The sequence below is a fragment of the Amycolatopsis sp. CA-211722 genome (genome assembly GCF_056828465.1).
Genome location: NZ_CP184752.1, coordinates 8,014,162 through 8,032,757 on the forward strand (window position 1 = coordinate 8,014,162; position 18,596 = coordinate 8,032,757).

Here is an 18,596-nt window from a genome sequence, read left to right on the forward strand (position 1 = left end):
TATCTCTAGAGTCAATCACTAGAGTCCAACTCTAGTAACTATGCGAATGGGGTGCCGCCATGACGGCGATCGTCAATCAGCAACAGGCCGAAGCGTGGAACGGCTGGGAGGGCAAGCTCTGGGCGGATCGCCCGGATCGCTACAACGGGATGATGGAGGCCTTCGACGCGCCGCTCTTCGAGGCGGCGGACATCCGCGACGGTCACGCCGTCCTGGACGTGGGCTGCGGCGCCGGGCTCACCACCCGGATCGCCGCGAAGAAGGCCGGAAGCGGGCACGCGCTGGGCATCGACCTTTCGGCGCCACAGCTGGAAAGGGCTCGTCTCGACGCGGCGGCCGAAGGGATCACCAACATCGCGTTCGAGCGGGGAGACGCGCAGGTGCACGCGTTCGACGGGCCCGGTTTCGACGTCGTCATCAGCCGAGGCGGAGTGATGTTCTTCGCCGACCTGGTCGCGGCGTTCACGCATCTCCGCGAAGCGATGGCGCCGGCCGGGCGGCTGGCCTTCGTGGGACCGCGGTCAGGCGCCGTCGACAGCGCGTACGCCCGGGCGACGGCGGCGCTCGCGCCCTACCTCCGCGAACCCTCCCCCGCCGCCCGCGGGATGGGTTCGCTGCTGACGCCCGAGCGGATCACCGAAGTGCTCACGGCGGCGGGCTTCCGCGACATCGGGATCAAGCCGGTGGACGCGGACATGGGCTTCGGGGCGGACGCCGTCGACGCGACGGACTTCCTCTTCTCGATGGCGCCGATCCAGCACAACCTGCGGAACGTGGACGCGGCCTCCGTCGCCGGGCTTCGCGACCAGATCCGCGACACACTCGGCGAGTTCGAGACCCCGCAGGGCGTGCGGATCCCCGGCGGCGTCTGGGTCGTGACCGCCGCCCGCTGACGCTAGGAACGGTCCTTTCCTTGCGAAATTTGCCAGGAAAGGACCGTTCCTAGCGTTCGGCTAGCCGCGCTCAAGCCCCGAAACGGTGGCGGGAGCGATCTGCGCCGGAGCCACCGGAAGCGCCGCCGGAACCGCCGACGGTCCCGAGCCCGAGACAGGCAGCGCCAGCGAGGTCTTGCCCAGATCCACCGTGATCCTCGGGTACTGCGCCGGTCCCGAGATGAACGAGCCGTCCGTCCCGCCGATGATCAGCGCGAGCTGATGTCCCTGCGGGACGACGTGATCCGTGCTCGCCAGCCGGAACGTCATCGTGTACGGCTGCCCCGGCGTCAGCGGCGACTCCTGGCTCAGCGAACCGTGGTTGGCCAGATCCGCCCAGCCGCGGCTGATGATGTTCAGCCCCACGGAAACCGCGTCGGTGCTCGTGTTCAGGTAGCACGCGTCGTTGCCCGAAGCGCTCGAACCCCAGCACGACTGGGTCAGCTCGTTCTTGATGCCTTCCTTCGGTCCGGTGTAGTTCCGGATGGTCGCCGGTCCGTAGTCCACCAGGATCGCCGAAAGACGCGCAGTGGACGTCGACGGCGTCGCGGTCACAGTCACCTTCGCCGTTCCGGACACGTGAAGGTCCTTCGCCAGCGCGCCGGTGCTGAACAGCACTCGCCCGTTCGAAGTCTCCGTCGGCTTCGCGGCCCAACTGTTGGAGGTCTGACCGGAGGAGTCCGTGAACGACACCGTGCCCGTGCCAGGAGAGCTGCCGAGCGTGCCGACGCCCGGAGTGGTTCCGGCCGCGGGGCGCAGGGTGACGGCGTTGCCCGCGGGCCACGCCGGCTGGTCCACCCAGACGTCGGGCTCGCGTTCCACGCTCGCGCCCGGGGTCTTCTCGATGCCGTTGTCGACGCCGAGCAGGTAGTGGTCGAACCACTTGTGCAGAGTGTCGACCCATTCCGACCGGCGATAGTCGAACGGGTCGACGTGACCGGCCTGCGTCAGCCAGATCTTGCGCTCGACGTTGAGCGCTTCCCACCACTGCCCGAAGTTGATGGTCTTGACGTTGAGGTCGCCGAGACCGTGCGAAGCGAGCACGCTCGCCTTCACCTTCGAGGCGCTCTGCACGTGGTCCCGGTCGAGCCAGAACGCGTTGTAGTCGCCGTTCGAGGTCGCACCCTCGACGAGTTTCTGGTTCGCCGCGGCGCAGTTCTGCCCGCCGTTTCGCCGGGACACCGTCTGCGCGAGCCCCGCCGGGCTGCCCTGCCGCAGGTTCGCGCCGTCGGAGCGGTAGTAGTCGTACCAGGAGCTGATGGCGCCGATCGGCACGATGGTCTTGAGCCCGTCGACGCCGGTCGCGGCGACGCCGTTGGCCACCGTGCCGTCGTAGGACTTCCCGATCATGCCGACCGCGCCCGTCGACCAGGTCGCGTTCTTCCTGGCCGGGCCGGTCGCCGTCGTGTAACCGTTCGCGCGTCCGTTCAGCCAGTCGACGACCTTGCGCGCCGAATTGACGTCCGAGGGGCCACCGACATCGGTACAGCCGCGGGACTTGTTGGTACCGGCCAGATCCACCAGGACCACGGCGTACCCGCGAGGGACGAAGAAGTTGTCGTAGTAGAGCGGGAACCCGACCGGCCTGCCCGCCGAGTCGTAGGTCTTGAGCTCGCTCTCGTTGCCACGCCCGCAGCACGAGTAGTACGGGCTCGCGTCCATGATGACCGGGACCTTCTTGCCCTGCGCCGCCGGTTCCTTCGGGCGGATGATGTCGGCGGCGACCCGGTCCGAACGGCCGTCGCCGTCCCCGTCGAGCCCGATGTCCACCCAGGCCGTCTCGCGGACGGCCTGGGCGAAGTCGTAGACCGGTTCGCTCGCCCGCGGTTTCGCCGCGGCCTGCGGCGCCGCGACCACGGCCGCGGCGACCGCCAAGATCCCTGCCAGCACAACTGTTTTCACCGTTGAGCCCTTCCCCGTCGGCTGAAAGCCCGTCAAGGAGAGCTAAACGCGGAGATCACCGGTGCAGTAGAGCGGAAAGTCTTAGAGATCGACGGCGCGGTACAGCGAGCCGACCTCGCCACGGTTCAGCCGCCGGATCGAACCCGACCGCTGGGCGCCGAGCTGGACGTCTCCCAGCGCGGTCCGGACCAGTTTGCGCACCGGGTGCCCGGTGGCCGCCATCAGCCGCCGCACGATGTGCTTGCGGCCCTCGTGGATGACCAGCTCGATCTGGGTGCGCCCGGCCAGCATGTCCTTGACGCGGAACTGGTCGACCTTGACGATGCCGTCCGGCAGCTCGAAACCCGCGCGCAGTTCCTTGCCGAGCCCGCGCGGGACGATGCCCTCGACCTCGGCGAAGTAGGTCTTCAGCACACGGAACGACGGGTGCATCAGCCGGTGCCCGAGGTCGCCGTCGTTGGTGAGCAGCAGCAGGCCTTCGGTGTTCTCGTCGAGCCTGCCGACGTGCACGATTCCGGGCGTCTCCTCGTACCGGCCGCGCAGGTAGTCGCCGACGCACGGACGGCCGCGGTCGTCGTTCATCGTGCTGTGCACGCCCTTGGGCTTGTTCAGCAGGAGGTACACGAGGTCCTCGCGGACCTGGACGCGGGTGCCGTCGACGTGGATCACGGAGTTGTCCGGATCGACCCGGCGGCCGAGTTCGGTGACCACCTTGCCGTCCACGCTCACGCGACCGCGCACGATCAGGTCCTCGGCCGCGCGCCGCGAGGCCACGCCCGCCTGCGAAAGGACCTTCTGCAGCCGAATGCCGTCGGGATGCGGGTCAGATGTCATCGATGGTGTCCACTTCGGGTAGCAACGGAGCGATGGGCGGTAGGTCGGCCAGGGACGAGAGGCCCAGTCGCTCCAGGAACAGCTCGGTCGTCACGTACAGCGTGCCAGTGGTTTCGGGGTCGGTCCCCATCTCCTCGATCAGGCCGCGCGCCAGCAGCGTCCTGATCACCCCGTCCACGTTCACCCCTCGGACGGCGGCGACCCTGGCCCTGGTCACCGGCTGCCGATAGGCGATCACGGCGAGGCTCTCCAGTGCGGCTCGCGTCAGCTTGGAACGCTGGCCGTCGAGCAGAAGCTTCTCCACGAACGGGGCATAGACGTCCCTAGTGTAGAACCGCCACCCTTCGCCGACTCGGCGCAGGTCGATTCCGCTGGTCCGCTCGGTGAACTTCTGCGCCATCGTGCGCAGCGCCACGGTCACCCGCGACACCGGCTGCCCGACCGTCTCGGCGAGCGATTCCTCGCTGATCGGCGAGTCGACGACCAGGAGCAACGCCTCCAGCGCCGCTTCGAGCGCCTCGTCGGAGGTGACGTCGGGATAGTCGCCGTCACCGGCCGCGACGAGACCTTCGTCGGCGGGCGGCTCCGCCTCCCCCGACTCGGCCTCGTCCGCCTCCGGCGGGCTGAAAGCGTCCTTCACCTCGTCCGACGCGACGAAAGCGTCCTTCACCTCTTCGGACTCGGCGATGGGAGCTTTCAGCCCATCCCTGATCTCGGGGGCCTCTTCGGTCTTCTCGGTCTCTTCCGGGGTCACCCGTACTCCTCGTCCTCGACGGCGGCGCGGTCCTGTTCGGCCGCCACCGACGCCTCCGCCACGGACCCGCCGGTCCAGCGCACATGCAGTTCGGCGAGCGCCTCCAGCTGCTCGAACTGGACCGAGGACTCCCGGTACAGCTCCAGCAGCGCGAGGAACCGCGCCACGATCTCGACGGTGTGCTCGCAGTCCTCGACCAGCTCGCCGAAGGTCGCTTCGCCTCGTTCCGCGAGCTTGAGCCGCAGCAGCGCGGCGTGCTCGCGCACCGAGACCCGGCCCATGTGGATATGCGCGATCGACACCGTCGGCGGCGGCTTCGGTTTGAAGACCGCGACCGCGATCTCGGAGAACTTCCCGACGTCGACGCCGAGCATCACCTCGGGCAGCAGCCCCATGAACCGGTCTTCGAGCGCGACCGACCGCGGGTACCGCCGCAGCGCGCCGGCCTCCAGCTCCCCGAACAGGGCCGCGACCTGCTTGTACGCCCGGTACTGCAGCACACGCGCGAACAGCAGGTCCCGTGCTTCGAGCAGGGCGAGATCGTCTTCGCTCTCCACCTCGGCGGCGGGCAGCAGGCGCGCCGCCTTGAGGTCGAGCAGGGTCGCCGCGATCACCAGGAACTCGGTCGTCTCGTCGAGGTTCCACTCCGTGCCGAGCGCACGGGTGTAGGCGATGAAATCGTCCGTGACCCGGTGCAGCGCGACTTCGGTGACGTCGAGCTGGTGCTGCGAGATCAGCTGGAGCAGCAGGTCGAAGGGGCCCTCGAAGTTCTCCAGGTGCACCTTGAACTTGGACGTGCTCAGCTCTTCACTGGCCAGTCCTTCGGGGACCATCCCGCCGTGCACGGTCTCGTGCACGACGGGGGTCTCGTCTGCCTCTGTCCGCTCGACCGGCTCTGAGCCGCTGGGAGCAGCCGCGGCCGGGTCGTCCATCAGTTCTCGGTCTCTTTCCCGTCCTCGCTGCCCGCCCGCAGGCGCTGGACGAGGACCGAGTCCTCGCCCGCCGCGTCGAAGTCGGCCAGCAGCACGGCCACCGCCTCGCGGACCAGCCTGCCGCGATCGAGCACTAGGCCGTGCTTCGCGCGCAGGTTCAGCCTGGCCTGCTCCATCGCCAGCAGTTCGTCGCCGGAGACGTAGACGGTGATCTTCGCGTCGTGCTTGGTCCGCCCGGACCCGCTGCGCGCGGCACGGGTCAGCTGTTCCTTGTGCGCGTGCCCCGTCTCGTTCCCGGAACCGTTCCCGTTGCCGTTCCCCTTCGCGGAGGCGGGCTGTTCGGGCGCGGGCGGCAGATCGAGGGCGGGGCTGGAGGTGATCCTGAAGAGTTCGGACGCTCCGGGCAGGGAAGCTCGCCTGCTCACCGAGCGATCACCTCGCGTGCCAGCGCGCGATACGCCGCCGCGCCCGCTGATTTGGGAGCCCAGGTCGTGATCGGCTCGCCCGCGACCGTCGTCTCGGGGAACCGCACGGTGCGGTTGATCACCGTGTCGAACACGGTGTCGCCGAATGCCTCCACCACTCTCGCCATGACCTCCTTCGAGTGCAGGGTTCTCGGGTCGTACATGGTGGCGAGAATCCCGGTGATGTCCAGTTTGGGGTTGAGGCGTTCCTGCACCTTCTCGATGGTGTCGATCAGGAGCGCTACGCCTCGCAGACTGAAGAACTCGCACTCCAGCGGGATGATCACACCGTCCGCGGCGGTCAGTGCGTTCACCGTCAGCAGGCCTAGCGAGGGCTGGCAGTCGACAAGAACATAGTCGTAGTCGTTCATGACCGGGCGAAGGACCCGTAACAAAGTGTGTTCGCGCCCTACCTCTGCGACCAACTGGACCTCGGCCGCGGACAGGTCGATGTTGCTCGGCAGCAGGTCGACGCCGTCCACCCGGGTCTTCCGGATGACGTCGGTGATGGCGACCGAGCGCTCCATGATGACGTTGTAGACCGTCTGGTCCAGCTCGTGCGGCTGAATGCCGAGGCCGACCGAGAGCGCGCCCTGCGGGTCGAAGTCGACCAGCAGCACCCGGCGGCCGCATTCGGCCAGCGCCGCGCCGAGGTTGATGGTCGAGGTCGTCTTGCCGACCCCGCCCTTCTGGTTGCACATGGCCATCACCAGTGCGGGACCGTGCCGGTCCAGCGGCGGCGGATCCGGGATCTCGCGGTACGGACGGCCGGTGGGGCCGATCGCGTCCTTCTCGAGTTCTTGCTGCTTGGCTTCTTTGGCGCGCTTGGCCTTACGGCCGCGGGAAGAGATCGTGTCCTCCGACGGTTCGTCGCCGTCGTGTTCGGCGGGGGTTGCGATGGTCACCTGGCTGAGGCTCGCGGCAGCCGAACCGGCGGACGCGGACGGCTTCGCCGGCTCGTTCGGTGTCGACATAACGCGAAAGCTCCTCTTCGGCAGGATCCTCGGCAGCCTATGCGCGATCCGGGAGTCGAGCCAACGAGGCACGCCGGGATCGACCGGGTCGTTTAGGCGAGCGCGCGCGGATGTGCTGTCGCGTAAACCTCGCGGAGCGTGTTGACCGTGACCAGCGTGTACACCTGGGTGGTGGTCACCGAGGCGTGGCCGAGCAGTTCCTGCACGACGCGGACGTCGGCGCCGCCCTCGAGCAGATGTGTGGCGAAGGAATGGCGCAACGTGTGCGGCGAAACGCCCGCCGTGATCCCGGCGGATTCCGCGGTGTCCTTGAGAACCTGCCACGCGCTCTGCCGGGAAAGCCGGGAGCCGCGGGCGTTCAGGAACATCGCCGGCGTTCCCCGGCCGTGGGTGGCGAGCGCCGGGCGCGCGCGGACGAGGTACGCGTGGACCGCTTCCAGCGCGGGACGGCCGATCGGCACGATGCGCTGTTTGCCGCCCTTGCCGTCGAGCAGCACGGTGCGTTCGGCGTCGTCGATGTCGTCCACGTCGAGCCCGACGGCCTCGGAGATCCGCGCGCCGGTGGAGTAGAGCAGTTCCAGCAGCGCCCGGTCCCGCAGCGGACGTTCGCCCTCGGGCGGCGGGGTTTCCAGCAGTTTCAGCACGTCTCCCACCGGCAGTGCCTTGGGCAGCCGTTTGGCCGCGGTGGGCGGACGGACCTCGCGGGCCGGGTCGTTCTCGGTGATGCCGTCGGCGTGCGCGAACTTGTGCAGCCCCCGCACCGCGACCAGCGCACGCGCCGCCGAGGACGCGGCGAGCGGCCGATGCTCTTCGTCGCCCTCGCGCAGCGCCGCGCCGAATGAGGTGATGTGCGCGGAGGTGACGTCGGCGAAGCGCTCGACGTCCGCGTCGCCGAGGTACGCGGTGTACCGGCGCAGGTCACGGGAGTAGCTGTCGAGGGTGTTCCTCGCGGTTCCGCGCTCGACCACCAGATGGTCGAGGTAAGCGGCGACCACCTGGGCGACTCCGGTATCGCCGGCCCGTGACACACGGACACTCTAGGACCACCGAGAACCTCTTGGTGGCATTCGAGGACCGCGCCGCGGGTGTGAAACGGGCTACCTTGGGAGCATGTCGCAGCAACCGGACCCGGACGAGATGCGCGTCGGCACGGCCGAGCGCGAAGAGGCCGCGCGGCTGCTCGGCGACCACTACAGCCAGGGAAGGATCACGCCGGACGAGTACGAGGGGCGCGTCCTCGCCGCGTACGAGGCCGTGACGCTCGGCGAACTCCGGCCGCTGTTCCAGGACCTGCCCGCGCCGCACCCGAAGTCCCTGGCGCCGCGGTTCGACCCGCCGCCGTTCGTGCCCGTGTACCAGCGGCCCGCCGCGGTGCTGCCCTACTCGCCCAAGTCGAAGATCGCCGCCGGGGTGCTGCAGATCGTGCTGCCGTTCGGGATCGGGCGCTTCTACACCGGTCATGTCGGGCTCGCTCTGGGCCAGCTGGCGGTCGTCGTGGTGACCTGTGGCGTCGGCGTGGTCTGGCCGATCGTCGACGGGATCGTGCTGCTGGCGAACGGCGGCACGGACGCGCAGGGCCGCCGTCTCCGCGACTGAACCCGTGTCCGGTCCGTGAAGGCCTCCTTCCCCAAGTACGTGAAGGCCTCCTTCCCAAGTACGTGAAGGCCTCCTTCCCAAGTACGTGAAGGCCCCCTTCATTGCGCTAGGCGCAGTGAAGGGGGCCTTCACGTACTTCAAGGGGCGATCGCGAGCGTCAGAGGCCGCGCGAAGCGAACTTCGTCGGCCTGTCCTCCCACGGAGCGTCCGAAGGCCGCGACGACGCCGCCCCCGAAAGCACCGCGTGCGCGGCGAGCACGCCACCGACGGTCGCCCCGTTCACCAGCTCGCCCGCCAGCGCCATCCGGACCGCCTCGGCGAGCGGGAACTTCCGCATGACGAGGTCGGCCTCCTCCTCGCCGAGCATCTCCCTGTCCACTTCGGACAGCTCGCGGGCGAGATAGACACGGACGACCTCGTCGGTGAAGCCGGGCGACGCCGCGACGTCGACCAAGGTCTCCCACCGCTCGGCGCTGAGCCCGACTTCTTCGACCAGTTCGCGTTTGGCCGCGCCGACGGGGTCTTCCCCCGCCTTGTCGATCAGGCCGGCGGGCAGCTCCCACAGCCGCCGCCCGATCGGGTGGCGGTACTGGTGGATCAGCGTCACCATGCCGTCCGCGTCGAGCGCGACGACGGCGACCGCGCCGAGATGCTCGACGACCTCACGGCGCGCGGTGCCGCCGCCGGGCATCACGACCTCGTCGACCCGCAGCCCCACCACACGTCCGATGTGGACGTCCTTTGTGGACGTGACGGTGAATTCGTGCTTACCGGGCTCGCTCACCGGGCCGCCGTCTGGGCGGCTTCGGGCAGCTCGACCGGCAGCCGCTCGGCGACCTTGCGGTCGACGACGGCCTTCACGAACGCGCTGAACAGCGGGTGCGGGCGGGTCGGGCGGCTCTTGAGCTCCGGGTGCGCCTGGGTGCCGACGAAGAACGGGTGCTTGTCGGCCGGCAGCTCCACGAACTCGACCAGGTGGTCGTCGGGCGAGGTACCCGAGAACACCAGACCGGCGTCGGAAAGGCGCTTGCGGTAAGCGTTGTTGACCTCGTAGCGGTGACGGTGCCGCTCGGAGACCTCGGTGCTGCCGTACGCCTTCGCGACCTGCGAGCCCGGCTTGAGCTTCGCGACGTAAGCGCCCAGACGCATCGTGCCGCCCATGTCGCGCTCACCCGCGACGACGTCACGCTGGTCGGCCATCGTGGAGATGACCGGGTTCGGGCCGTCCTCGAACTCGGCCGAGTTCGCGTCCTTGATACCCGCCAGGTTCCGCGCCGCGTCGATCACCATGCACTGCAGGCCGAGGCACAGGCCCAGCAGCGGCAGGCCGTGGGTGCGGGCGTAGGCGATGGCGCCGACCTTGCCCTCGATGCCGCGGACGCCGAAGCCGCCGGGCACCAACACACCGTCCACATCGGACAGCGCCGCGGCGGCGCCGGCCGGGGTCTCGCAGGAGTCCGACGGGACCCACTCGATCTGGACCTTGGCGCGGTGGGCGAATCCGCCCGCGCGCAGCGCCTCGGTGACCGACAGGTACGCGTCCGGCAGGTCGATGTACTTGCCGACGAGCGCGACCCGCACCGTCTCCGAAGGGTTGTGCACGCGGTCGAGCAGGTCGCCCCACACGGTCCAGTCGACGTCACGGAACGGCAGCCCGAGACGGCGGACCACGTAGGCGTCGAGCGCCTCACGGTGCAGCACCTTCGGGATGTCGTAGATCGACGGCGCGTCGGGGCAGGCGATGACGGCCTCGGTGTCGACGTCGCACATCAGGCCGATCTTGCGCTTGAGGTCTTCCGGCAGCTCGCGGTCGGCGCGGCAGACGAGCGCGTCGGGCTGGATACCGATGTTGCGCAGCGCGGCGACCGAATGCTGGGTCGGCTTGGTCTTCAGCTCACCCGACGGGGCGAGGTACGGGACCAGCGAGACGTGGAGGAAGAAGCACTGGTCGCGGCCGACGTCGTGGCGGACCTGACGGCAGGCCTCCAGGAACGGCAGCGACTCGATGTCGCCCACGGTGCCGCCGACCTCGGTGATCACGACGTCCGGGCTGTTCCCGTCCTCGTCGGCGCCCGCCGCGGCGGTGATCCTCGCCTTGATTTCGTCGGTGATGTGCGGGATGACCTGCACGGTGTCGCCGAGGTACTCACCGCGGCGCTCCTTGGCGATGACCTCGGAGTACACCTGCCCGGTGGTGACGTTCGCCTTGCCGTCGAGAGCCCGGTCGAGAAAACGCTCGTAGTGCCCGATGTCCAGATCGGTTTCGGCGCCGTCGTCGGTGACGAACACCTCACCGTGCTGGAACGGGTTCATCGTGCCCGGATCGACGTTGAGGTACGGATCCAGCTTCTGCATCGTGACCCGGAGCCCACGTGCGGTAAGGAGCTGACCCAGGCTGGAAGCCGTGAGTCCCTTACCCAGAGAGGAGGCAACGCCTCCGGTGACAAAGACATACTTGGTAGCCCGCGACTGAAGTCCCACGGGCTTCCACCTTATCGCACGCCCGCCGTAGCGCTCATCGGCCACGCCGCAAGCGTCCGATGGAGTGGAAAACCGCTACCCTCGCGACGTGACAGACGCGCACGACACCTGGACCGCACCGGTCGCGGAAGGCCCGCTCGACGCGGACATCCGCGTCCCCGGTTCGAAGTCGATCACCAACCGGGCCTACGTCCTCGCCGCGCTCGCCAGCGCGCCGACGCGGGTGCGGACCCCGCTCGACTCCCGGGACGCGCGCCTCATGCTCGGCGCCATCTACGCCCTCGGCGCCCACTCGCAGGGCAGCATCGGCGGCTACCTCGTGCACCCGCTCGGCCCCGGCCGCGTCCATCCCGACGAGACCGTCCGGGTGGAACTCGGCAACGCGGGCACGGTCGCCCGGTTCACCCCCGCGCTCGCCGCGCTGGGCACCGGCCCGGCACTGTTCGACGGCGACGAGGCCATCCGCCGCCGTCCCATCGGGCCGCTGCTGAAGGCGCTGCGCGACCTCGGCGCCCGCATCGACGACGACCGCCGCGAGGCACCGCCCTTCACCGTCCACGGCGAAGGCGGTCTGCGGGGCGGCAGGGTCGATCTGGACTCCTCGGCGTCGAGCCAGTTCCTGTCCGCGCTGCTGCTCGCCGGGCCCTCGTTCCAGCAGGGTGTCACCGTGCGCCTGGTGGGCGGCCAGGTGCCGAGCGAACCGCATATCGCGATGACCGTCGAGATGCTCCGCCGGTTCGGGGCCACTGTGGACCGTGAGGGCACCGAGTTCCACGTCGACCCGACACGGCTTTCCTGTCCCGAGTACATCGTCGAGCCGGACCTCTCGACGGCGGCGCCGTTCGTCGCCGCCGCGATCGCGACCGGCGGCACGGTGCGGATCGCGGGCTGGCCGCAGCGGACGACGCAGCCCGGGGACTGGCTGCGCAGCCTGGCGCCCGTCCTGGGCGCGACCGCCGAACTCGACGCGGGCGGCCTGACGGTCACCGGCGGCGGCACGATCCCCGGCGTCGAACTGGATCTGCACGACGTCGGCGAGCTGACGCCGGTGATCGCGGCGCTGCTGTGCTTCGCCGAGGGACCGTCGGTCATCTCCGGAGTGGCGCACCTGCGCGGCCACGAGACCGACCGGCTGACCGCGCTCGCCACCGAACTGTCGTCGCTCGGCGCCGACGTCCGCGAGACCGAGGACGGGCTGCGGATCACGCCGGCGCCGCTGCACGGCGGGAAGTTCCGCACCTACGACGACCACCGGCTGGTGATGGCGGCCGCGGTGCTCGGCCTCAAGGTCGAAGGGGTCGAGGTGGAGAACCCGGGGACGGTCGGGAAGACCTTCCCCGGATTCGCCGAGGCCTGGACCTCGATGCTCGGCTAAGCGAGCCCGCCCGCGAACGGCGTCGCCCGCCACTGGTCGATCATCGGTTTCATGCCGTTGACCAGCATCGGCAGCTCGGGCGCCATCGACAGGCACGCGACCACCTGGAGCAGGCCCAGTGCCTCGAAGGTCCGCAGCACGCCTTCGTCGACCTCGCGCAGGCCGAGTTCGGCGGCGGCGGAGTTGTAGGCCGCGATGCCTTCCGGTCCGTTGAAGGCGAGATCGCGTTCGATCGGGCCACGGTTGACCAGTTCGAAGTCGGAGTACAGCTCGCCTTCGGTGGTGACGATCAGGTTGTAGCCCGGCGCGTCACCGTGCACCGGCTGCACGGTGGCGTTCGGGAACGCCTTGGCGAAGGCCTCCTCCGATTCCAGCAGTGGCCGGAAGACCTCCCATTCGCGGCGCGCGCGGTCGAGGTCGCCCGCGTCGAGCAGGTCGGGCCTGCCTTCGAGCTGGGCGAGGCCGTCGGGGATGAACGGGTCGAGACCGTTCAAGAACGCCAGCTCGCCGGGATAGTCGCGGAGCGTGGCGTGCAGCTTCGCGACCAGCCTGGCCGAGTGCTCCACGGCGAGGTTCGCGTCCTCGACGAACTCGATCAGCTCCCAGAAGGTCATCGAGAAACCGTCACGCTGAACCGGTTCCGCCGGCACCAACGAGCTCGGCTTGACGACCGGAAGCCCCTGCTCGCCGAGCCAGGTGGCGACGGCGAGTTCGCGCCGCTGATCGGTCAGCTGTGTCTCCGGTGTCGTGGTGCGGGGCAGCACGGTCGGCACCCGCACGACGACCGGCGAAGGCGCCAGCCGCACGATGACGGAGAAAACGTCGTACAGGACCTCGGGTTCGGTGACGGTGATGCCCAGGTCTCGTCCCGCGGAGACCGCGGCGGCCACCGCCCGCGCGGTGCGGGCGGCCCGTTGTTCGTCGGTGATCATGCCCGCGAGTCTGACATGTCCGATTCAGCCCGCGGAGCGTTCTCCGTCATCCTCGGGGAACAGTGTCTTCAACGTCACTTCGCGGTTGACCCGCACATGCTCGACGGCATGGGCGCGCGCACGGTCGGCGTCACCCGAAGCGATCGCGTCGTAGAGGCGGCGATGCTCGTCGAGCAGTTCGCCCCAATGCTCGTTCTGGCTGGTCAGCCAGCGCAGCCTGCCCTCGAGCGGGCGGAGGATCTCGTGCAGCAGGCCGTTGCCCGCGAGCGCGACGATCTGGTCGTGGAAGCGGGTGTTGAGCTGGGTGATCCGGGCCGGGTCGCCGCTCTCGGTCGCGCGGGCGGCATCGGTGAGCAGCCGTTCGAGCGCGCGGAGTTCGGCCTTGCCCGCCCGTTCGGCGGCCAGCCCGGCGGCGAGTCCTTCGAGCGCCTCGCGGACGTCGAACAGCTCCTCGACGTCGGCCTTGGCCAGCTGGCGCACGACGATCCGGCGGGGTGACTGGACGGCGAGGAATCCTTCGGCCTCCAGGCTGCGGATGGCTTCGCGCACCGGCACCCGCGAGACGCCGAGATCCTCGGCGAGTTCGCGTTCGACCAGCCTGTCCCCCGGCTTCAGCCGTCCGGCGAGGATACGTTCACGCAGCTCGTCGCGGACCCGCTGCCGGGTCGCGGCCAGCGGCTGACGCGGTCCTTCCTCGGCCACCTGAGCCCCCTTCACCACCGCCGTAACAGCTCGTAACACCGAGTTTATCGGCAGAAACCTTGACGACGGGCCACCGCGGGGTGATATTTGGGATGCCAAATTTTGGGATACCAAATCGACCGGACTCCCCGTCGATCGGAGGCCCGCATGACCGCCGCCCCAGCAACCCGGTCCGAAGCGCCTACCACCGAGAACGCCGATCCCCGGCTCTGGAACGAAGATCTCGCGCCGGCGAAAGAACGCCGCTGGAAGGTCTACGACATCTTCGCGCTGTGGATGTCGGACGTGCACAACCTCGGCAACTACACCTTCGCGGCGGGCCTGTTCGTCCTCGGGCTCTCGGCGTGGCAGGTGTTCACCGCCCTGCTGACCGGTTTCGTGCTCATCTACTTCGGCATGAACCTGATGGGCCGGATCGGCCAGAAGACCGGCGTCCCCTTCCCCGTCGTCGCCCGCATCAGCTTCGGCACCTTCGGCGCGAACCTGCCCGCGCTGATCCGCGCGATCATCGCGATCTTCTGGTACGGCATCCAGACCTACCTCGCCTCCGTGGCCATCACGCTGCTCGTGCTCGCGATCGATCCCGGGCTGAAACCGTTGACAGAGGTGGGTTTCCTCGGGCTGCACGCGCTCGGCTGGATCTGTTTCATCGCGCTGTGGCTGGCGCAGGCACTCGTGCTCACCCGCGGTATGGAGGCCGTGCGCAAGTTCCAGGACTGGTGCGGTCCCGGCATCTGGGTCGTGATGATCGCGCTCGCCGTGTGGATCCTGGCCGCCGCCGACTGGAACATTTCCTTGACCGGTAACCCGAAGGCACTGTCCACAGGGGAGCAAGTACGGCAATGGTTCGGCGCCGTCGGCCTGATCCTGTCCATCTACGGCACCCTGATGCTCAACTTCTGCGACTTCTCCCGGTTCGCCCCGAACCAGAAAACGGTGCGGCGAGGGAACTTCTGGGGCCTGCCGATCAACTCGACGGCGTTCGCGCTGCTGTCGGTACTGGTGACCGCGGGCAGCCTCCAGGTGTTCGGTGAGGCCATCACCGACCCCGCCGAACTACTGGCCCGCATCGACAACACGCCCGTGCTGATCATCGGCGCGCTGACCTTCGCGATCGCCACCATGGGCGTGAACATCGTCGCGAACTTCGTCTCCCCCGCCTACGACCTGGCCAACATCTGGCCGAAACGGATCACCTTCACCATCGGCGGGATGATCAGCGCGGTCGCTGCGCTGTGCGTGCTGCCGTGGAAGCTGTACTCGTCGCCCGCGGTGGTCAACTACTTCCTCGGCGGCCTCGGAGCCTTCCTCGGCCCGCTGTTCGGCATCATGATCGTGGACTACTACCTGGTGAAACGCGGCCGGATCGACGTGGACAAGCTGTTCGTGGCCGGACCCGGTTCGCCGTACCACTACAAACGCGGGTTCAACCCGCGGGCGATGGTCACCTTCCTGCCCACGGCGGCGCTGTCCGCGATCATCGCCCTGGTGCCGTTCTTCGCCCCCGCCGCGCCGTACTCGTGGTTCATCGGCACCGCGTCCGCCGCGGCCCTCTATTTCGTGGTGTCGCGCAAGCAGCGGGTCGCGTGATGCGGATCCTGGTCACCAACTGCAACACCACCGAGGCGATGACCAAGGAGATCGAGGCGGGCGCCCGCGCCGCCGCGAGCCCGGGCACCGAAATCCTGGCCAGAACCCCGTTGTGGGGCCCGGAATCCGCGGAGGGCTGGCTGGACAGCTTCCTGAGCGCCGCGGCCGTCCTCGACCTTCTCAACACGCTGGACGAGCCGTTCGACGCGCTCGTGATGGCCGGTTTCGGCGAGCACGGACGGGAAGGCGCGAGGGAACTGCTCGACGTCCCGGTCGTCGACATCACCGAGGCCGCCGCGCATCTGGCCTGTCTGCTGGGAAGACGCTACGGCGTCGTGACCACATTGGACCGGACGTGCGGGCTCATCGAGGACAGCCTGCACGCCGCGGGCGTCGCGCAGAACTGCGTCGGCGTCCTCGGTGCCGGGCTCGGCGTCCTCGAACTGACCGACGAACGCCGGACGGAATCGGCCCTGCTGACCGCCGGACGCCGGGCCCGGGACGCGGGCGCGGAAGTCCTGGTCCTCGGCTGCGCGGGAATGACGGGGCTCGATCGCCGGATCTCGGCGATGCTGGACATCCCGGTGATCGACGGCGTCGCCGCCGCCGTCCGCCTCGCCGAATCGTTGGTGGCGCTGAACCTCAAGACCAGCCGGGCCGGCTCCTACGCCCGCCCGCTCCCGAAAACCCGCCTCTGGCCCCGCATTTAGTCCTCTAAATGCGAGTCTCGACAAGTCCCGAGGGCGTTGGGGCCCGGCGCGCATGTCGCGAAAGCCACTTTCGCAACCCTCAGCGTTGCGAAAGTGGCTTTCGCAACGCTGGGCGCGTCCGGCAGTGCCGGAACGACCACCCGACGCCCATCGCGCACCCATGCATTTAGTCCTCTAGATGCGGTACTTGCGCGTGCAAGTACCGCATCTAGAGGACTAAACGCGGAGGGGGTCAGTTGCCGTCGGCGGCGATACCGGGAGCCGGCGCCTGGGCGTTGCCCGCGATGCCGTAGCGGCCCGCGCCGCCTTCGAGCTGCTCGCGCAGCGCCAAGATCGTGGTGACCCGGCCCGCGGCGGTCTCCGCGTTGTCCACAGTGGACAGGATGGAGGTCGACGAGGTGTCGGCGCGGACGACGCCGATCGCGCCGGTGCCGTCGGCGGATCCCGCGTCGCCAGCCAGGACGGTGCCCGCACCGGAACGGTCCAGTTGCGCGGCGAACCGCGCGATGGTCGACGCACGGTCACCGGCGCCGTCCCCGGTGTACTTGGAACCGGTGAGCACGATCGCGAGCTGCGCGGGCTTCACGTCCCCGCCGGTCTTGAGGAAACCGCCGTCGGTGAGCCCGCCGAGCGCGGCCGCGAGCTCCACCGGAGTGGACTGCGGCTGCGCGTTGTCCTTGTTCAGCAACGCGACCGAGCCGAGCAGAGCGCCGGCGAGGGTGCCGGGGTCACCCGCGGTCGGGAACTGGACACCGGCGGGCTGGAGCCGCGAAACGACGTCACGCAGCTGATCGGAGCGCATCGGGTCGGAGAACGCCTCGGTCAGCTGGATCTCCCCGGTGACGGCGGCACCCGACTGACCGACGAGCTGCTTGAGCGCGTCGCGGTCCGCGGGCTTCGCGTCCTCTGTGGTCACCAGCACCACCGAACGCTTGTCCAGCTGGCCGGCGACGACCTTCGGCCCCATCGCACCGGCGAACGCGTCCGCGTCGCCGAGCCTGGCGTTGAGCGTGTTGCGCTGCGCTTCCAGATCGGCGACCTGGGACCCCAGATCCTCCTTCTGGCCGGCGAGACCCGACAGCAGGGCACCGTTCAGCGCCGTGGACCCGAGCACCACCCCGAGGGCGAGCGCCAGGAAGCAGGCGGCGATGGAAACGATGTGGTACCGCAGTGAAATCACGTGAAGAGTCCCTTGCCCCAGGCGATGAACGAGTTCCAGGTGTCGCGGATCCAGTCGAGATAGACCGAACCCACATCGGACACCAGCAGCGCGGCCGCGACGGCCACCAGGGTCGCGACGACCAGCAGGACGATGGCGCCGATGGACACCCGGCTGCGGTGCAGGGTCGCGACCGCCTTGCCGTCGACCAGTTTCGTGCCGAGCTTGAGCCGGGTGAGGAACGTCGACGGGTTCGAGCCGGACCGGCCGTGGTCGAGGAACTCCCGCAGGGTCGCCTGGAATCCGACGGTGACCACGAGGCTCGCCTCGTGCGCGTCGGCCAGCAGCAGCGCCAGGTCCTCGGCATTGCCCGTCGCCGGGAAGGTGACCGCGCCGATCCCGAGGTCCTGGATGCGCTCGACACCCGGCGCGTGCCCGTCCGGCTGCGCCGGGACCACGACCTCACCGCCGCTGCGCAGTGTCTCCGCGCCGATCCCGTGCGGGTCGCCGACGATGACGTCCGGCTGATAACCCTGCGCGCGCAGGGTGTCCGCCCCGGCGTCGACACCGATCAGCACCGGCCGGTGCTCGCCGATGTACTTCTTCAGCTTCTTGAGGTCTTCGGCGTGCCCGTTGCCGCCCGCGACCACGAGGGCGTGCCGGTCCTTGAGCGGGACCCGGATCTCCGGGACACCGACACCGTCGAGGATGAGGCTGCGTTCCCGGCGGAGGAATTCGATCGTGTTCGCGGAGAACGCCTCGAGCTGGGTGGACATCCCGGCCTTGGCCTCGATCATCTGGTCCGCGACGCTTTCCCGCGTCTGCTGGACACCCGAGCCGAGCTGCCGCTCACCGATGTAGACGACACCTTCGTGCAGGCGGAGTTTGGTGCCGTCCTTGACCTTGCGCAGCAGTTCACCGCCGACCGAGTCGACGAGCGGGATCCCGGCCTCGAGCAGGATCTCCGGGCCCAGGTTGGGGAAACGGCCGGAGATCGACGGCGAGGCGTTCACCACCGCCGCGACTTCGGCCTCCACCAAGGCATCGGCCGTCGACCGGTCCAGGTCGAGCTGGTCGAGGACGACGATGTCGCCAGGGCTCAACCGGCGGAGCAGCTCGCGCGTACGCCTGTCGACCCTGGCGACGCCGGTGATCCCGGGGAGGGTCTCTTGGTTACGCGAGAGCAAGCCGGTGAGCTTCATGCGACCGATAGTGACAAATCCGCGCGGCCTTCCGTGTCCGCCACGCCGATGGAAACA

At 69.1% G+C, this 18,596-nt stretch carries 18 protein-coding genes; 5 read left to right on the forward strand and 13 right to left on the reverse strand.

Annotation, left to right across the window (positions count from 1 at the left end; translation table 11 throughout):
• The first annotated feature begins 59 nt into the window (after window positions 1-59).
• Window positions 60-893, forward strand: a complete 834-nt coding sequence (locus ACOCEP_RS36610) for a class I SAM-dependent methyltransferase (protein ID WP_482334234.1) — start codon at window positions 60-62, stop codon at window positions 891-893.
• Between the two features lie 60 nt (window positions 894-953).
• Here ACOCEP_RS36610 and ACOCEP_RS36615 read toward each other — a convergent pair whose 3' ends face one another.
• The 7 genes from ACOCEP_RS36615 to xerD form a co-directional block, all read right to left on the reverse strand.
• Window positions 954-2,822, reverse strand: a complete 1,869-nt coding sequence (locus ACOCEP_RS36615; RefSeq protein WP_482339885.1) for a Xaa-Pro dipeptidyl-peptidase — start codon at window positions 2,820-2,822, stop codon at window positions 954-956.
• A gap of 93 nt (window positions 2,823-2,915) precedes the next feature.
• On the reverse strand, window positions 2,916-3,668 hold the full coding sequence (locus ACOCEP_RS36620; RefSeq protein ID WP_007035528.1) for a pseudouridine synthase: 753 nt from the start codon (window positions 3,666-3,668) through the stop codon (window positions 2,916-2,918).
• Window positions 3,658-4,422 carry an SMC-Scp complex subunit ScpB gene (gene scpB, locus ACOCEP_RS36625; protein ID WP_482334237.1) on the reverse strand — a complete coding sequence of 255 codons (765 nt, stop codon included), beginning with the start codon at window positions 4,420-4,422 and terminating at the stop codon, window positions 3,658-3,660. Before scpB ends, ACOCEP_RS36620 begins: the two co-directional genes overlap by 11 nt.
• The gene (locus tag ACOCEP_RS36630) at window positions 4,419-5,354 is read right to left on the reverse strand and encodes a segregation and condensation protein A (RefSeq protein WP_038511564.1); all 936 of its coding nucleotides are present in this window, start codon (window positions 5,352-5,354) and stop codon (window positions 4,419-4,421) included. Before ACOCEP_RS36630 ends, scpB begins: the two co-directional genes overlap by 4 nt.
• Window positions 5,354-5,779, reverse strand: coding sequence for a cobyrinic acid a,c-diamide synthase (locus ACOCEP_RS36635; RefSeq protein WP_482334239.1), 426 nt, complete (start codon window positions 5,777-5,779; stop codon window positions 5,354-5,356). The genes ACOCEP_RS36630 and ACOCEP_RS36635 overlap by 1 nt, the downstream gene beginning before the upstream one ends.
• Window positions 5,776-6,792: a ParA family protein gene (locus ACOCEP_RS36640; RefSeq protein ID WP_482334240.1), complete on the reverse strand. Its 1,017-nt coding sequence runs from the start codon at window positions 6,790-6,792 to the stop codon at window positions 5,776-5,778. Before ACOCEP_RS36640 ends, ACOCEP_RS36635 begins: the two co-directional genes overlap by 4 nt.
• A 92-nt stretch (window positions 6,793-6,884) precedes the next feature.
• Window positions 6,885-7,787, reverse strand: a complete 903-nt coding sequence (xerD, locus tag ACOCEP_RS36645) for a site-specific tyrosine recombinase XerD (protein WP_482339886.1) — start codon at window positions 7,785-7,787, stop codon at window positions 6,885-6,887.
• 115 nt (window positions 7,788-7,902) lie between these two features.
• Between xerD and ACOCEP_RS36650 the strand changes: the two genes are divergently transcribed.
• Complete coding sequence (locus tag ACOCEP_RS36650; protein WP_482334242.1) at window positions 7,903-8,388, forward strand: DUF1707 domain-containing protein; 486 nt, start codon at window positions 7,903-7,905, stop codon at window positions 8,386-8,388.
• Window positions 8,389-8,545: 157 nt separating this feature from the next.
• On the opposite strand, the gene ACOCEP_RS36655 is transcribed toward ACOCEP_RS36650, so the two are convergent.
• On the reverse strand, window positions 8,546-9,172 hold the full coding sequence (locus tag ACOCEP_RS36655; RefSeq protein ID WP_482334244.1) for an NUDIX domain-containing protein: 627 nt from the start codon (window positions 9,170-9,172) through the stop codon (window positions 8,546-8,548).
• Window positions 9,169-10,869 carry a CTP synthase gene (locus ACOCEP_RS36660; RefSeq protein ID WP_482334246.1) on the reverse strand — a complete coding sequence of 567 codons (1,701 nt, stop codon included), beginning with the start codon at window positions 10,867-10,869 and terminating at the stop codon, window positions 9,169-9,171. Before ACOCEP_RS36660 ends, ACOCEP_RS36655 begins: the two co-directional genes overlap by 4 nt.
• 88 nt (window positions 10,870-10,957) lie before the next feature.
• Between ACOCEP_RS36660 and aroA the strand changes: the two genes are divergently transcribed.
• Window positions 10,958-12,244, forward strand: coding sequence for a 3-phosphoshikimate 1-carboxyvinyltransferase (gene aroA, locus ACOCEP_RS36665; protein ID WP_482334247.1), 1,287 nt, complete (start codon window positions 10,958-10,960; stop codon window positions 12,242-12,244).
• Here the strand turns inward: aroA and ACOCEP_RS36670 are convergent.
• Entirely contained in the window at window positions 12,241-13,176 is a 936-nt protein-coding gene (locus ACOCEP_RS36670; RefSeq protein ID WP_482334249.1) for an aminoglycoside phosphotransferase/kinase family protein, read from the reverse strand. The genes aroA and ACOCEP_RS36670 overlap by 4 nt on opposite strands.
• A gap of 24 nt (window positions 13,177-13,200) precedes the next feature.
• On the reverse strand, window positions 13,201-13,878 hold the full coding sequence (locus ACOCEP_RS36675; RefSeq protein WP_482334251.1) for a GntR family transcriptional regulator: 678 nt from the start codon (window positions 13,876-13,878) through the stop codon (window positions 13,201-13,203).
• 147 nt (window positions 13,879-14,025) lie between these two features.
• Here ACOCEP_RS36675 and ACOCEP_RS36680 point away from each other — a divergent pair, with 147 nt between their 5' ends.
• Window positions 14,026-15,468, forward strand: a complete 1,443-nt coding sequence (locus tag ACOCEP_RS36680) for an NCS1 family nucleobase:cation symporter-1 (RefSeq protein ID WP_482334252.1) — start codon at window positions 14,026-14,028, stop codon at window positions 15,466-15,468.
• On the forward strand, window positions 15,468-16,178 hold the full coding sequence (locus ACOCEP_RS36685) for an aspartate/glutamate racemase family protein (RefSeq protein ID WP_482334253.1): 711 nt from the start codon (window positions 15,468-15,470) through the stop codon (window positions 16,176-16,178). The genes ACOCEP_RS36680 and ACOCEP_RS36685 overlap by 1 nt, the downstream gene beginning before the upstream one ends.
• A gap of 232 nt (window positions 16,179-16,410) precedes the next feature.
• Here the strand turns inward: ACOCEP_RS36685 and ACOCEP_RS36690 are convergent, their stop codons facing one another.
• Window positions 16,411-17,358, reverse strand: a complete 948-nt coding sequence (locus tag ACOCEP_RS36690; protein ID WP_482334254.1) for a copper transporter — start codon at window positions 17,356-17,358, stop codon at window positions 16,411-16,413.
• Window positions 17,355-18,539: a putative cytokinetic ring protein SteA gene (steA, locus tag ACOCEP_RS36695; RefSeq protein ID WP_034322271.1), complete on the reverse strand. Its 1,185-nt coding sequence runs from the start codon at window positions 18,537-18,539 to the stop codon at window positions 17,355-17,357. Before steA ends, ACOCEP_RS36690 begins: the two co-directional genes overlap by 4 nt.
• Between the last annotated feature and the right edge of the window lie 57 nt (window positions 18,540-18,596).

Excerpts from the sequence above, each read along its gene's own strand:
- ACOCEP_RS36610 (WP_482334234.1), top strand. The coding sequence starts at position 60 with ATGACGGCGATCGTCAATCAGCAACAGGCCGAAGCGTGGAACGGCTGG.
- ACOCEP_RS36620 (WP_007035528.1), bottom strand. The coding sequence starts at position 3,668 with ATGACATCTGACCCGCATCCCGACGGCATTCGGCTGCAGAAGGTCCTT.
- ACOCEP_RS36630 (WP_038511564.1), bottom strand. The coding sequence starts at position 5,354 with ATGGACGACCCGGCCGCGGCTGCTCCCAGCGGCTCAGAGCCGGTCGAG.
- ACOCEP_RS36640 (WP_482334240.1), bottom strand. The coding sequence starts at position 6,792 with ATGTCGACACCGAACGAGCCGGCGAAGCCGTCCGCGTCCGCCGGTTCG.
- ACOCEP_RS36650 (WP_482334242.1), top strand. The coding sequence starts at position 7,903 with ATGTCGCAGCAACCGGACCCGGACGAGATGCGCGTCGGCACGGCCGAG.
- ACOCEP_RS36670 (WP_482334249.1), bottom strand. The coding sequence starts at position 13,176 with ATGATCACCGACGAACAACGGGCCGCCCGCACCGCGCGGGCGGTGGCC.
- ACOCEP_RS36680 (WP_482334252.1), top strand. The coding sequence starts at position 14,026 with ATGACCGCCGCCCCAGCAACCCGGTCCGAAGCGCCTACCACCGAGAAC.
- ACOCEP_RS36685 (WP_482334253.1), top strand. The coding sequence starts at position 15,468 with ATGCGGATCCTGGTCACCAACTGCAACACCACCGAGGCGATGACCAAG.
- steA (WP_034322271.1), bottom strand. The coding sequence starts at position 18,539 with ATGAAGCTCACCGGCTTGCTCTCGCGTAACCAAGAGACCCTCCCCGGG.